Source organism: Burkholderia sp. ABCPW 14, from assembly GCF_001523835.1.
GTDB lineage: Bacteria > Pseudomonadota > Gammaproteobacteria > Burkholderiales > Burkholderiaceae > Burkholderia > Burkholderia mayonis.
The window spans coordinates 79,343-92,226 of the sequence record NZ_LOVS01000099.1 but is presented as its reverse complement, the minus strand read 5'-3'; the positions used below and the strand labels follow the sequence as shown (position 1 = coordinate 92,226).

The following is a 12,884-nucleotide window of genomic DNA, read 5'->3' as shown; positions in this document are numbered from 1 at the left end:
GACGCGCCGCGCACGCGCCCATCGAGACAAGACGATGCCCGACAGCGCCGCTGCCCCGTCCTACCCGTTCATTTACCTCGCCTCGCAAAGCCCCCGCCGCCGGGAACTGCTCGATCAGCTCGGCGTGCGTTACGAACTGCTGACGCCCGCGCCCCATGAGGACGCCGAAGCGCTCGAAGCGGAGCTGCCGGACGAAGCGCCTGACCATTACGTGCTGCGCGTGTGCGTCGCGAAGGCCGAAGCGGCGCGCGCGCGGCTCGTCGCGAACGGCAAGCCGGCCGCGCCCGTGCTCGTCGCCGATACGACCGTGACGATCGACGGCGCGATCCTCGGCAAGCCCGCCGACGCCGCCGACGCGCTCGCGATGCTCGCGCGCCTCGCCGGCCGCACGCACGAAGTGCTGACGGCGCTCGCCGTGATCGACGCGACGGGCGAGCTGATGCCGCCCGCGCTGTCGCGCTCCGAGGTCCGCTTCGCGGCGGCGGCGCCCGCCGCGCTCGCGCGCTATGTCGAGAGCGGCGAGCCGTTCGGCAAGGCGGGCGCCTACGCGATCCAGGGGCGCGCGGCGGAATTCGTCGAACGAATCGACGGTTCCCATTCAGGTATCATGGGTCTGCCCCTTTTTGAGACTGCGGCACTGCTTCGCGCGGCGCACGTCTCCTTCTGAATCACACCATGAACGAAGAAATCCTGGTCAACATCACGCCGCAGGAAACGCGGGTCGCGCTCGTCCAACAAGGCGCGGTGCAGGAGCTTCACGTCGAGCGCACGCTGTCGCGCGGGCGCGTCGGCAACGTCTATCTCGGCAAGGTCGTGCGCGTGCTGCCCGGCATGCAGTCGGCGTTCATCGACATCGGACTCGAGCGCGCGGCGTTCCTGCACGTCGCCGACATCTGGCAGCCGCGCGCGGGCGACGCGCCCGCCGTCGTGCACCAGCCGATCGAGAAGACCGTGTTCGAGGGGCAGACGCTGATGGTCCAGGTGATCAAGGACCCGATCGGCACGAAGGGCGCGCGGCTGTCGACGCAGATCAGCATCGCGGGCCGCACGCTCGTCTACCTGCCGCAGGAGCCGCACATCGGCATCTCGCAGAAGATCGAGAGCGAGACCGAGCGCGAGGCCGTGCGCGCGCGGCTGACCGCCGTGATCCCCGCCGACGAGAAAGGCGGCTACATCGTGCGCACGATCGCCGAGGACGCGACGGGCGACGAACTCGCCGCCGACGTCGCGTACCTGCGCAAGACCTGGGCGACGATCGTGGCGCAAGGCCAGCGCCTGCCCGCGACGAGCCTGCTGTATCAGGATCTCGATCTCGCGCAGCGCGTGCTGCGCGATTTCGCGAACGACGACACGACGCGCATCCAGGTCGATTCGCGCGAGACGTACCAGCGGCTCGTCGACTTCGCGGGCGAGTTCACGCCGGCCGTGAGCCCGAAGCTGCACCACTACACCGGCGAGCGGCCGCTCTTCGACCTGTACAACATCGAGACCGAGATCCAGCGGGCGCTGTCGCGGCGCGTCGATCTGAAGTCGGGCGGCTACCTGATGATCGACCAGACGGAAGCGATGACGACGATCGACGTGAACACGGGCGGCTACGTCGGCGCGCGCAACTTCGACGACACGATCTTCAAGACGAATCTCGAGGCCGCGCACACGATCGCGCGGCAATTGCGGCTGCGCAACCTCGGCGGGATCATCATCATCGACTTCATCGACATGGAGAACGCCGAGCATCGCGACGCGGTGCTCGCCGAGCTGAAGAAGGCGCTGTCGCGCGACCGCACGCGCGTGACGGTGAACGGCTTCTCGCAGTTGGGGCTCGTCGAGATGACGCGCAAGCGCACACGCGAATCGCTCGCGCACGTGCTGTGCGAGCCGTGCCCGACCTGTCAGGGCAAGGGCCAGGTGAAGACGTCGCGCACCGTCTGCTACGACGTGCTGCGCGAGATCCTGCGCGAGTCGCGGCAGTTCAATCCGCGCGAATTCCGCGTGATCGCGTCGCAGCAGGTGATCGACCTCTTTCTCGACGAGGAGTCGCAGCATCTCGCGATGCTGATCGACTTCATCGGCAAGCCGGTGTCGTTGCAGGTCGAGTCGAATCTGAGTCAGGAGCAATACGACATCGTGCTGATGTAGCAATCGCCGGCGTCACCGCCGCCGCAAGCCGCGCCGAGCACCGAGACGCAAGGCGGCAGGCGAGCGCGAACAATCCGGTACGCGCTCAAACGCCACGAAAGCGGAAATCGTTCCCGCTCCTGAATCGTCGCCCCCCGGAATCGGCCGACGCCGACGCCGCCCGGCGGCGAACCGCGACACGACCGCGGAAACTTCGGCGCAACACCGCGCACGATGATTCCGATCAAGCTTTCGTCGGGGACACCCTGATCGGAAATACCGGCGACTCGTGACATAATCCGCAGCAGCTCTCGGGCCCGTTCGTCGTTCCGTCAAGGCCATGCGCAGCCTTCTCCATCGCAAGATCGGCAGCATTCTCGGATTGCTTGCAATCCTGATGACGACGCTCGCGCCGACGGTTTCGCACACGCTTTCAAACAGCCATCACTTCGGCGAACTGTCGAGCGCTTTCTGCTCCGCGCAGGACGGCAACGACGCGACGTCATCCGACTCGTCGCCGTCGTCCGAAAAAGCGGTTCATTGGCAGGCGTGCGCGTATTGCGGGCTGCTCGCGCACACGCCGGTGGTGCCGAGCACGACCGCCGAATTCACGCCGACGATTTGGACAGTCCAGGCGACTGCCGCCGCGCCGATTTCGCCGCCTCGTCGCGTCTTCCCGCTCACCGCTGCGCAGCCACGCGCCCCGCCCGTTCTATCCTGATTGAAGCAGTCATGCGGCGACGCGCGTGCCATTGCGTCGCCGCGGAGTCGTGCATCCGTCGACGGCTGCGCGACCGCACACATGCGACCATTCAAAAAGGATAAATCATGCGCACCATCGCACTTCGCAGCGGCATGCCGGCACTCGCGACGCTCGTTGTTCCGGCTGCCGTAGCCGCCACGCTTTTCGCGCCTTCTCTTGCCACCGCCCACGCCATTGCGGGCAATCGCGTATTCCCGGCGACGATGGCGGTCGACGACCCCGGCGTCGGCGATGAGCTCAATCTGGAATTCGGGCACCTCAAGTCGCAAACGGACGACGGCGACACCCAGAACACCCATACGACGACGCTCGAATGGGACAAGCTGATCACGCCGAGTTTCGCGTTGTCGGTGACGGGAACCTACGTGAACGTGAACGCCCCGAACGGCGGCTCGGCACGAGGATTCGACAACTTCGCGGTCGGCGCCAAGTATCGCTTCTACGTGAACGCCGCGCACGAATTCATGGCGTCGGCCGGCGTGGTGGCCGAGCTCGGCGGAACCGGTTCGAAGGCGATCGCCGACCCGCACTCCGCGCTCACGCCGACGCTGTACGTCGGCAAGGGTTTCGGCGATCTACCCGACGGCCTGAAATATCTGCGCCCATTGGCGATCACGGGCACCGTCGGACCACGCCTGACGACCAGCAGCGCCGATCCGGATTCGCTGAACTGGGGCGTCACCTTGCAATACAGCCTGCCCTATCTGCAGAACTACGTGCAGGACGTCGGGCTCAAGGCGCCTTTCAGCAATCTGATTCCGGTTGTCGAGTTCCCGATGAACACGTGCACCGGCGGCCCATGCTCGGGACATACCACGGGGACCGTCAACCCCGGCCTGCTGTGGCTCAATCGCTGGGGGCAATTCGGCGTCGAGGCGCAGATTCCCGTCAATCATGCGAGCGGCAAAGGCGTCGGCATCCTGCTGCAGGCGCATCTCTATCTGGACGACGTATTGCCCAACTCGCTCGGCAAACCCCTCTTCGGCAAGGGAGAATGAACATGATCCTATTCGGCCGGCTTCGCGGCGCTTGCGCCGCAGCGGCGACGATCGCCTGCTTCGCGATCCCTTCGGCGGCTTTCGCACATGTCTTCCCGCAAACGCAATCGCCGTCGGCGGGCGCCGAGGTATCGCCGCCCGCGAACGTGACGATCGTCTTCAACGGTCCGCTCGAGCCTGCCTTCAGCGCCCTCACGGTCAGCGATGCGGCGGGCAAGCCCGTGAATACCGCCAAGGCAGCCGTCGCACCGAACGACGCGAAAACGATCAGCGTCCCGTTGCCACCCTTGGCGCCCGGCAAGTACACCGTGCACTGGGTGGCCGTGGCCTCCGACGGGCATCGGACCCAGGGCGACTACGCGTTCAAGGTGAAATGACGAAGGCCGACGTTGCATACCAGCATCATTTCTCCCTCGTTCGCCGCGCTTCGCGTCGCTCGCGCATAGCCGTCCAATATCCCGCCTAGCGCGAGCGCATTCATCATTCGATGCCGGCGGCGTCGCCATCCGCCGTACCGACGGCACGCCGACGTCACTCATTTCGCGAAGCGACGTCGGCGCCTCGCCGCGCCCGAGCTCGTCATGTCTTCGCGGCGACGGAAACGCGCCGCTTCCCGCGCGTCACGTATCAACACTGCGACATTTTTCGCCGATTCCGAAGGGCGACGGTATCCACGTACGCCCGGCGTCCCATGCATCCGGCAAGCGACCGGCTTGGCACGTTGCTAGCTTCTTTCGACGCGCTGCCAATGGCGGATTCGACGCGCGTCCGAGGATGACTGGTGATCCGGCACTTCCTGATGGAAGCCGTGCCGCGCCAGATTGTTTCCCGCTCGAAAATACGCCACGGGTTCGCAACGTGCCTGTCGCCCACCCATCTTCAATTCGCTCGGCCGACGTCGTTCCCCGCGCGTCGCCGCCGAGCGTATCCGGACGAGCCGCGCACCAGGAGTGTTGGATATCACATGTCGTCCATCCCGACAGGAGAGCACCATGCTGGTCAAGTCGATTCGGTTCCTCAGGACATGCCTGATCCTGTTTTCTCTATGTCTGACCATCGTCCCCGGACGAGCAAACGCGGTGTCGAACCAGTTGCTGCTGCTGCTGCCGGACAACTTCACGCTCCCCGATCCGCGCGTGTCCGCCTGGCTCGACGCGGCATCGGAAGAAGGCCTGCAGATCTCGATCATCTACGACAGCCAGTTCGAACAGGCGGGAGCCACGCTCCAGCAGTATCAAGGCCTGATCCTGCCCGATCAGGTCCATACGGCAGCCGACGACACGCTCGTGACGGCCATCCAGAACTACACGCTCAACGGCGGGCACGTGATGCTGGTCTACGATTTCGGCGTCCTCACGTCGACCGGCTTCTATCCGATTCCGCAGTCGAGATTCAGCGCGATGGCGGGCGTCAGCTATGTGCTCTACGATTCGCTGCGCGGCAACATGATCGGACTGGGGCCCGTGACCGGCATGGGGAGCACCTTGCGCACGCTCCAGATCCCGCCCGGGAAGTCGATGACCTGGCCAACGACCAGTTCGACCAGTGGTTCGACCACGACTGCCGTCACGACGTCGGCGTCCGTATCCGTTTCCGCGTCGCCCGGCCAGGTGCTCTATCTGCAGCCTAGCCGGACCAATCCGGGCGGCCTGTCCGGCTACAACCACAACGCGTACTTCAATTACAAGACCGAGAACGGCCTCGCGACCAACATCAGCCTGAATCTCGGCCGCGTGTTCAAAGGCCCGAAGGTCAAGTCCGGCACCTATACCGCGACGTCGACCAAGAGCAAGAGCAAGACTGCGTCGACGTCGACGACATCCACCGGAACGTCCGCGCTCGTCACGACGACGGCCGCCACGACGACGGACGCGCTCGAAGGCATCTCGGGCTATGTGTACGGCTTCCTCACGTATCCGAGCTTCGTCACGCAGGGCACATACAGCGGCACGACCTTGCTGACTTCGCCGAACTTCGGCCTCGTCGCCGGCTACAACGCTTACGGCAGCGGCGGCGTGCTGTTCGTGAACATGCCGCTCAGCTACCTCGAAGGGCAAACCGACGGCATGCCGCTTCATGGCTTCCTGCACTACTTCACGACGAACGTGCTGTCGATGCCGCACCTGTCGCTCGAGCCGAAGGCGCAAGCGGGGATGGTGCTCAACTGGCACTTCTGCGCGGAAGAGATGATCCAGCCGGCGCTGTACCTGAAGTCGCTCGGCGTCTGGAACAACGGTCCGTTCTCGATCGTCGTGACGGCCGGCCCGGACGACGCGACGATAGGCGACGGCCTCGGCATCAATCTGACCAACAACACGCAGGCACAACAGCTGATGCAGTATCTGCTCGGCCTCGGACACAACATCGGCAGTCACGGCGGGTGGGACCACGACTACTGGGGCGCCAACGCGAGCGAGACCGATCAGAGCACGTTCCAGCAGTACCTCGCGCTGAACCGCCAGGCGGTGCAGTCCGTCACCGGCAAGCCCGACGTCGAATGGGCGGCGCCGGAAGGCAACACGCCGACGTGGGCCGTGACCTGGCTCGAGAGCAACGGCTATTCGGGCTACTACTTCACCGGCCACACCGGCATGGCGCAGACCCGCGCGTACCGCAACGCCGCGCTGCTGAATCCCGGCATCTGGGCGTTCCCGGTCATGCCGTTCGGCAAGTACGCGACGTTCGAGGAGTTCCAGGAGTTCGGCGTATCGACGACGGACGTCACGAACTGGTACGAGTCGCTGATGAACTTCGTCGTCGCCAATCGCACGACCCGGCTCATCTACATGCACCCGCTCGGCGCGTCGTGGTACCCGAACATACTCGCGACCCTCTTCAACTATGCGAACACGCTGATCGCGACCGGGCAGTACAAGTGGTACACGATGGACCAGTTGACGCAGTTCGACAGGCGGCGCCTGCTCGTCACATGGACGGCGACCGATACGGGCAGCGGTTGGTCGTTCAGCGCGTCGCAGCCGACGAGCCTGCAGGACATGACGTGGCTGCTGCCGAAGAACGCTTATCAACTGCCGGTCGTGACCGGGGGATCGGCCACGGTCGTGACATCCGATCCGACCAACTGGCTCGTGATCGCCGGCGCGGGAACGGCGTTGACGTTTACGAGCGCCAAAGTCCAATAGCGCTGCGCAGTGCGCGCGCCGACGATCGACGATCCCTCGATCGAAGGATCGTCGGCGCCGCCCGGATCGCTCACGGCAGAGGAACGACATGAAACGACACTCGCTACGGCATGCGCTCCGCGTGCCCGACGTCGCCTACGCAGGAAACCCGGCGTCGGGTTTCGCGATATACGACTCGTACGGATACGGCGGGCGGCGCGGCTGGTTCGTGGCCGGCGGAACGAGCGCGGGCGCGCCTCAATGGTCGGGCCTGCTCGCGATCGCGAACGGCGTGCGGATCGAGCGCGGCAAATCCACGCTGAATGCGGTCAGCGCCGTCGAAGCGGTCCTGTATGGCATCGCGTCTGCTTCGTACCGAACGACTTTCCACGACGTCACGAGCGGCGCGAACGGCGCATGCGGCGCGGTGTGCGACGCGATGCCCGGCTACGACTACGTCACCGGACTCGGACGTCCGATCGCCGGCAATCTGGTGCAAGCGCTGATCGATGCGCCGTGACGAGGATCTGCCCGAACGGGCGCTGCCGGAACACGACGGAGATTCGAAACCGCCGATGCCGGACCACGCCCGCTCGCATGGCGGATTGCGTCGGACGGCCGGGGCCGCCGCATCGGACGCAGCGCATCCGTCCGCCGTGCCGGCGCTTGCGCCGACGCGGCTCGCGCCGCTGTTCGCCCTGATGCTCGCGCTGTCCGCCACCGTGACGGCGCGGGCGGACGGACCGCCGCCGGACGGTCCCGGCGAGGCGATCTATCGCAACGGCACGCTGAGCTCCGGCGCGCCCCTTCAGGCGCTGCGCGAAGGCGGCTTGCGCATGGAAGGACCCGCGGTCGCCTGCGTCGGCTGCCATCGGCGCAGCGGCCTTGGAGCCAGATCGGGCTTCACGACGATCCCGCCGATCGCCGGAACGTACCTGTTCCATCCGAGCACGCTGACCGGCGAGCGTCCCGGCATGCCGTACGTGCAGAGCATGCGCAGCGATCGCTCCGCCTATACCGACGTGACGCTCGCCCGTGCGATCCGCAGCGGAATCGATGCGCAAGGCCAACGCCTAGGCTACCTGATGCCGCGTTTCGCGTTGAACGACGACGACATGGCGGCGTTGCTCCGCTATCTGAAACGCCTCGATCCGCGGCCCGCGCCGGGCGTCGCCGGCACTGTCCTGCATTTCGCGACGATCACGACGCCGGACGCCGAGCCCGTGAAGCGCCGCGCAACGCTCGACGTGCTGCGGCACTACTTCGCCGACAAGGACGCATTTCCGGCGAGCGCGGCCCCGCCGCATCTGTCGAGCGACGCGCCGGCCTCGACTTCGCGCCGCTGGCAACTGCACGTCTGGGAACTGAGCGGCTCGGCATCGACGTGGGAAGCGCAGCTCGCCCGGCATCTGGCCGCCGAGCCGGTGTTCGCGGTGATCTCGGGACTGGGCGGGCGAAACTGGGCGCCCGTTCGCGCGTTCTGCGAGCGCGCCCGTCTTCCATGCCTGTTTCCGAACGTCGAGGTGCCGGACGCCCGCAACGACGACTTCTATTCGATCTACTTCTCGAACGGCGTGCTGCTGGAGGCCGGACTGATCGCGTCGGCAATCGCTCGAGGCGACCACGACGTCGCGCCACAAACGGTCCACGAAGTGTATCGGGTCGGCGACAGCGGCGAAGCGGGTGCGCAAGTGCTCGCCACCGCCTTGCGTGCACGGGGATTCGACGTGTCTCGCCACGCGCTGATGCCGGCCGATCGCGTCGTGGAAACGTTGAACGGCATCTCGAAAAACGATGCGCTCGTGCTGTGGCTGCGCCCCGCCGATATCGCGACGTTGGGCCAAGCCGCGCCGACGCGGATGGTCTATATGTCCGGCATGATGGGCGGCCTCGATCATGCGCCGCTGCCTGGCGGCTGGCGTGCGGTCACGCACATCGCGTATCCGTTCGACATGCCCGATCGCGTGCGCCGACGCGTCGACTACATGCTCGACTGGGCGGCCACCAGACACGTGCCGATCGTCGACCGACAGGTTCAAGCGGACACCTTCCTCGCGTGCGTGTTGCTCGAAGAAGCGCTCGGCCGCGTGACCGGAGCCTACGTTCGCGACTATCTCGTCGAGCGCATCGAAGACACGCTCGAACAGCGCGTCATCACCGGCTACTATCCGCGCCTGACGCTTGCGCCGGGACAGCGCCTCGCATCGAAAGGCGGCTACCTGGTCCACTTCGCGGACACGAGCGGCACGCGCATCGTGGCCGACGGGGCGTGGACCGTCCCGTAGACGCCGACATCGCCCTGCCCGATTCGCAGGACGATGATTCGCCGCGCCGCAAGCGCGTCGCCCAAGACGACGACGAGCAACGCGGCCCACCCACTCAGGGAGACCGAAATGAACATGGCCGGGAAGCTATCCACATTCGCCAACACGCTCATCGCGGCCGGCGCGCTCACGCTCATCGGACATCCGGCATCGGCTCAAGATGACATGCATGCGCATCACCCGATGATGATGTCGAGCATGAAGACATCGACGATGGCATACACAGTGCCGGCCGTGACGCTCGTGCGCGACGACGGCAAGACGGTCGCGCTGAAAGACGAACTCGACGACGGACGTCCGGTCGTGCTGACGTTCATCTACACCACCTGCACGTCGATCTGCCCGGTGATCAGCCAGACGCTGTCGCAGCTCCAGCACGAGCTCGGCGCGGACCGCGACAAAGTCCATATCGTGTCGATTTCGATCGATCCGGAAAACGACACGCCTGCGCGCCTGCGCGAGTATGCAGCGAAGTTCGGTGCGGGACCGGAGTGGCAACACTACACGGGAACCGTAGCGGCAAGCGTCGCCGCGCAGAAAGCCTTCAACGTGTACCGGCAGGACAAGATGGATCACAACCCGGTCTTGCTGCTGCGCGCGGCGCCGGACAAGTCATGGCTTCGGATCGACGGATTCGCGACCATCGACGATCTGCTGCATCTGTACCATTCCGCCCTGGCTTTCGACTGATCGCGCGAACCTGCGTCTTCAGACGCGCCGGCCCGCCTGAAAACGCGGCGCGGCGGCACGGGCGCGGCTGCTTGCCTACGGCAAACTCCGCCGGACGGAATGAGTCGATCCTCGCGATCCCGGTTGCCGCGCCACGGTGCATGACGAACGGCAGCGAGGCGGCGACGGTCGACAATGGCGACGCACGACGACGGTCGTCGCCCGACGGTTGCGGACGATGCAGCGCCGATGACTGATTCGGCCGAGAACCCGTCACGCGACACGAGACGGAAAAATTCGCTACGTCGCGAAAACAGTCGCTCGGTCGACGCTGCTCGAATCGATCGGGCCGTTGCTGGGCACGCATGCGGCGCACGAGTCGCGCCGCGCAGCCGTTCGATTCGCTGCCGGCGCGACTCGGCTTGGCCGCCGCCGCAATTTGCACGCGCATTGTAAAAAAGCGCCGCGCCCCGCTCAGCCGTTGCGCCTCGACTGGGGCACTCGCTCGGCGCGAACCGGCTCGATATCCGCGTGTTCATCGAACGTCGAGCCGCCGTCCGCCAGCCAACGCGCGCTCGACCTTCTCCGCACGATCCGCATCGCTGTCGAGTTCGGCGGCGTTCGTTTCGAACGCACGATCGTCGCGGTCGGTATCGATGTCGAACCGACGCCGGTTCGCGCCCGCGACATCGCCGCTGCCCGGCGAATTCGCCCGGATCGAGCGAGCGGTTGCCGCGGCCTTTCCGCCGAATTGCCTCCGGGCGGCTCGTTTGGTTCGTATGGCTCGCTCGTCGGCGGGAATCAGCGTGCGGCTCCAGTCGACGCCCTCTCCCGATCGAGCGCCGGCGCACCGCACGTCCGATGCGCGCCGCGCGCCCGGTCGGTGCGATCCGTCCTCACCCGCCGGCGGATGCGGCACTGCCGCCCGCCGCGCCGGAACTGCCGGACGGCGCCATCGGCGCGGGCTGCACGCCGCCCGTCGCACCAGTCGAGCTCGAATCGGCGTTCGAACCGCCCTGCTTCGAGCATGAGGACATCGCTACCGCCAATCCGGCCGCCGTCACGCCGACGGCGACCGCCCGCCATATGCTTCGAGAAAATTCGGGTCGCATGGCACCTCCTGCAGTGAACAAGTCCGTCGCGCAGCAAGCGGCGTGCCGCGGTTCCGCCCAACGCCGCCAGTCGAGCGGGGCCGATCGGTCGATCGGTCGATCGGTCGAAAGGTCGATCGATGGCAAGCCGTTCCCGGCGGGAGACGACGAGCTATTCGGGATCCGATCGCCTAGAATTTTCTTCAAAGGACGACAACGAAAAAAACGACCGCGCGATCGGCGCCGGACGCCGGGCGCGACCCAGGAGACAGCCATGTCCGAATCGCCGATTCCGGCTCGACAAGTCGATTACGAAGGCTTCGAGATTCACGTGTCGCCGGCCCCGACGCAAGCCGACGCGAACCGTTACACGTACACGGGCTACGTGTGCCATCCGGGCGCCGATCCGAAGCTGCCCGGCCACACCGTGCCGTTTCACGCGGACGGCGACGAGAGCTTCCGCACCGCCGACGAGGCGTTCCACGAAGCGGTATCGATCGGCTGCAGCATCGTCGACGGCACGCACCCGGATCTGTCGGTGTTGTCGCTCGTCACGCGCGGCTATTGACCGCGCGGCAGGCGGCGTCGGCTGCGCTACCCGCGACATCCGCGACGAACGACGAAATGCCAGCAGCATGCGCGCCGTTCGCCGTTCGCCGTTCGCCGTTCGCCGTTCGCCGTTCGCCGTTCGCCGTTCGCCGTTCGCCGTTCGCCGTTCGCCGTTCGCCGTTCGCCGTTCGCCATCGATCATTGGCCATTCGCAATTCGCCGTCTACCGTGTACCGTGTACCGAACGTCGAACGTCGAACGTCGAACGTCGACATTGGCATCGACATCGCCTGGCGCACGGCGCGCCTCGCTCACACGCTTCCAAGACGTCCTTCGAAAAACGGTGCCCCCGAGCGCCGGCATGCGCATTTGCGCGGCGCCGCACACGCACTACGATGAAACATGCCGGCGCGGTCGGCACGCTCACCGGCGCACAGCGCACGCTGCGCCGCCCATCAACGGAAAACGTCGCATGGCTCGCGATCCCGGCCTCGAAACGCTCGTCGACGACGAGCTAAAGTTCGAGCGCAACCTCACCGCGAAGGCGATGTTCGGCGGCTGGGCATGGCTGCTCGACGGCAACCTGCTGTGCTGCGCCCGCGACGACGGAATGCTCGTCAGGCTCGGCAAGGACAACGACGGCTGGGCGTTGAAGCGTTCGGGCATCGTCCGGATGATCTCGCGCGGCAGGCCGATGCAAGGCTGGGTGCGCGTCGCGCCGGAGGCGTACGGCGACGATGCGCTGCGTCGCCGGCTGGTCGACGCGGCGCTCGGATTCGTCCGTTCGCTGCCGCCGAAGTAGCGCGTCGCCCGTCGACCGCCGTGCTCGCGCGTGCGCGGGCTCGCCGCCCCACCGATCCCGCGGCGACAAGCCCCGTGCCACGCAAGATCGTCACCGATCAGTTGCGCCGCTATCCGGCGGCAAGGGCGGAGATTCCTGAACTGGCGAGCGTGAAGCGTGTGTTCGTCAAAGCGGCAGTCCGGCCAAACAACCGGGCTGAGAATAGCCGCCAGCCGACGCGCGAACGCAAGGAAATCGCACGACGCGCGTCGGGGAACGGCTGAATCACCCGCCATTCGCCATCGACCGTTCCCGCCCCATCCGCTACCGCCCCGCCGCCGCCCGCACGGGCGTACCATTCCGTTCAGACGTCCCGCGCCGGCATCCGCCGCGCGCCGCCGTCGCCGTTTTCCCGGCACGTATTCCTCACAGGTTAAACTCTGTCCTCCCGCGATGCCCTCTGGGCGTC

12 protein-coding genes and 2 pseudogenes are annotated in these 12,884 nt (G+C 66.4%); 12 read left to right on the top strand and 2 right to left on the bottom strand.

All coding sequences use genetic code 11. The features are described 5' to 3' along the window. Positions 1–34 precede the first annotated feature (34 nt). The 9 genes and pseudogenes from WS62_RS15345 to WS62_RS15305 all read left to right on the top strand — a co-directional run bounded on the left by WS62_RS15345 (position 35) and on the right by WS62_RS15305 (position 10,015). Positions 35–667 carry a Maf family protein gene (locus WS62_RS15345; RefSeq protein WP_066572139.1) on the top strand — a complete coding sequence of 211 codons (633 nt, stop codon included), beginning with the start codon at positions 35–37 and terminating at the stop codon, positions 665–667. Positions 668–675: 8 nt separating this feature from the next. Then, the gene (rng, locus tag WS62_RS15340) at positions 676–2,139 is read left to right on the top strand and encodes a ribonuclease G (protein WP_066572138.1); all 1,464 of its coding nucleotides are present in this window, start codon (positions 676–678) and stop codon (positions 2,137–2,139) included. Positions 2,140–2,458: 319 nt separating this feature from the next. Next, the gene (locus WS62_RS15335; RefSeq protein WP_066572137.1) at positions 2,459–2,839 is read left to right on the top strand and encodes a DUF2946 domain-containing protein; all 381 of its coding nucleotides are present in this window, start codon (positions 2,459–2,461) and stop codon (positions 2,837–2,839) included. Positions 2,840–2,946: 107 nt separating this feature from the next. Beyond that, positions 2,947–3,879: a hypothetical protein gene (locus WS62_RS15330; RefSeq protein WP_197422845.1), complete on the top strand. Its 933-nt coding sequence runs from the start codon at positions 2,947–2,949 to the stop codon at positions 3,877–3,879. After that, complete coding sequence (locus WS62_RS15325; protein WP_066572132.1) at positions 3,876–4,256, top strand: copper resistance protein CopC; 381 nt, start codon at positions 3,876–3,878, stop codon at positions 4,254–4,256. The genes WS62_RS15330 and WS62_RS15325 overlap by 4 nt, the downstream gene beginning before the upstream one ends. Positions 4,257–4,871: 615 nt before the next feature. Next, positions 4,872–7,022, top strand: coding sequence for a polysaccharide deacetylase family protein (locus tag WS62_RS15320; RefSeq protein ID WP_066572125.1), 2,151 nt, complete (start codon positions 4,872–4,874; stop codon positions 7,020–7,022). Positions 7,023–7,143: 121 nt separating this feature from the next. After that, positions 7,144–7,521: pseudogene (locus tag WS62_RS15315) on the top strand (peptidase S8/S53 subtilisin kexin sedolisin); the annotation flags it as partial. Positions 7,522–7,576: 55 nt separating this feature from the next. After that, positions 7,577–9,286 carry a cytochrome C gene (locus tag WS62_RS15310; protein ID WP_231748305.1) on the top strand — a complete coding sequence of 570 codons (1,710 nt, stop codon included), beginning with the start codon at positions 7,577–7,579 and terminating at the stop codon, positions 9,284–9,286. Between the two features lie 108 nt (positions 9,287–9,394). Further along, on the top strand, positions 9,395–10,015 hold the full coding sequence (locus tag WS62_RS15305) for an SCO family protein (RefSeq protein ID WP_066572203.1): 621 nt from the start codon (positions 9,395–9,397) through the stop codon (positions 10,013–10,015). A gap of 514 nt (positions 10,016–10,529) precedes the next feature. Here WS62_RS15305 and WS62_RS37445 read toward each other — a convergent pair. Together WS62_RS37445 and WS62_RS36485 are read right to left on the bottom strand one after the other, a co-directional pair. After that, positions 10,530–10,913 (bottom strand): hypothetical protein, encoded by a 384-nt coding sequence (locus WS62_RS37445; RefSeq protein WP_197422844.1) that lies wholly within the window; start codon positions 10,911–10,913, stop codon positions 10,530–10,532. Further along, a complete protein-coding gene (locus WS62_RS36485; protein WP_156440996.1) occupies positions 10,891–11,031 on the bottom strand; it encodes a hypothetical protein in 141 nt (46 codons plus the stop codon). The genes WS62_RS37445 and WS62_RS36485 overlap by 23 nt, the downstream gene beginning before the upstream one ends. 328 nt (positions 11,032–11,359) lie before the next feature. Here WS62_RS36485 and WS62_RS15295 point away from each other — a divergent pair, with 328 nt between their 5' ends. The 3 genes and pseudogenes from WS62_RS15295 to WS62_RS33810 form a co-directional block, all read left to right on the top strand. Then, positions 11,360–11,653 carry a hypothetical protein gene (locus WS62_RS15295; RefSeq protein ID WP_066572200.1) on the top strand — a complete coding sequence of 98 codons (294 nt, stop codon included), beginning with the start codon at positions 11,360–11,362 and terminating at the stop codon, positions 11,651–11,653. Between the two features lie 453 nt (positions 11,654–12,106). After that, positions 12,107–12,436, top strand: a complete 330-nt coding sequence (locus tag WS62_RS15285; protein WP_066572119.1) for a TfoX/Sxy family protein — start codon at positions 12,107–12,109, stop codon at positions 12,434–12,436. A gap of 65 nt (positions 12,437–12,501) precedes the next feature. After that, positions 12,502–12,678: pseudogene (locus WS62_RS33810) on the top strand (IS6 family transposase); the annotation flags it as partial. Between the last annotated feature and the right edge of the window lie 206 nt (positions 12,679–12,884).

Coding starts and splice junctions, on each gene's coding strand:
- WS62_RS15330 (WP_197422845.1), top strand. CDS start 2,947: ATGCGCACCATCGCACTTCGCAGCGGCATGCCGGCACTCGCGACGCTC.
- WS62_RS15335 (WP_066572137.1), top strand. CDS start 2,459: ATGCGCAGCCTTCTCCATCGCAAGATCGGCAGCATTCTCGGATTGCTT.
- WS62_RS15345 (WP_066572139.1), top strand. CDS start 35: ATGCCCGACAGCGCCGCTGCCCCGTCCTACCCGTTCATTTACCTCGCC.
- WS62_RS36485 (WP_156440996.1), bottom strand. CDS start 11,031: ATGTCCTCATGCTCGAAGCAGGGCGGTTCGAACGCCGATTCGAGCTCG.
- WS62_RS15320 (WP_066572125.1), top strand. CDS start 4,872: ATGCTGGTCAAGTCGATTCGGTTCCTCAGGACATGCCTGATCCTGTTT.
- WS62_RS15305 (WP_066572203.1), top strand. CDS start 9,395: ATGAACATGGCCGGGAAGCTATCCACATTCGCCAACACGCTCATCGCG.
- WS62_RS15310 (WP_231748305.1), top strand. CDS start 7,577: ATGCCGGACCACGCCCGCTCGCATGGCGGATTGCGTCGGACGGCCGGG.
- WS62_RS15295 (WP_066572200.1), top strand. CDS start 11,360: ATGTCCGAATCGCCGATTCCGGCTCGACAAGTCGATTACGAAGGCTTC.
- WS62_RS15325 (WP_066572132.1), top strand. CDS start 3,876: ATGAACATGATCCTATTCGGCCGGCTTCGCGGCGCTTGCGCCGCAGCG.
- rng (WP_066572138.1), top strand. CDS start 676: ATGAACGAAGAAATCCTGGTCAACATCACGCCGCAGGAAACGCGGGTC.
- WS62_RS15285 (WP_066572119.1), top strand. CDS start 12,107: ATGGCTCGCGATCCCGGCCTCGAAACGCTCGTCGACGACGAGCTAAAG.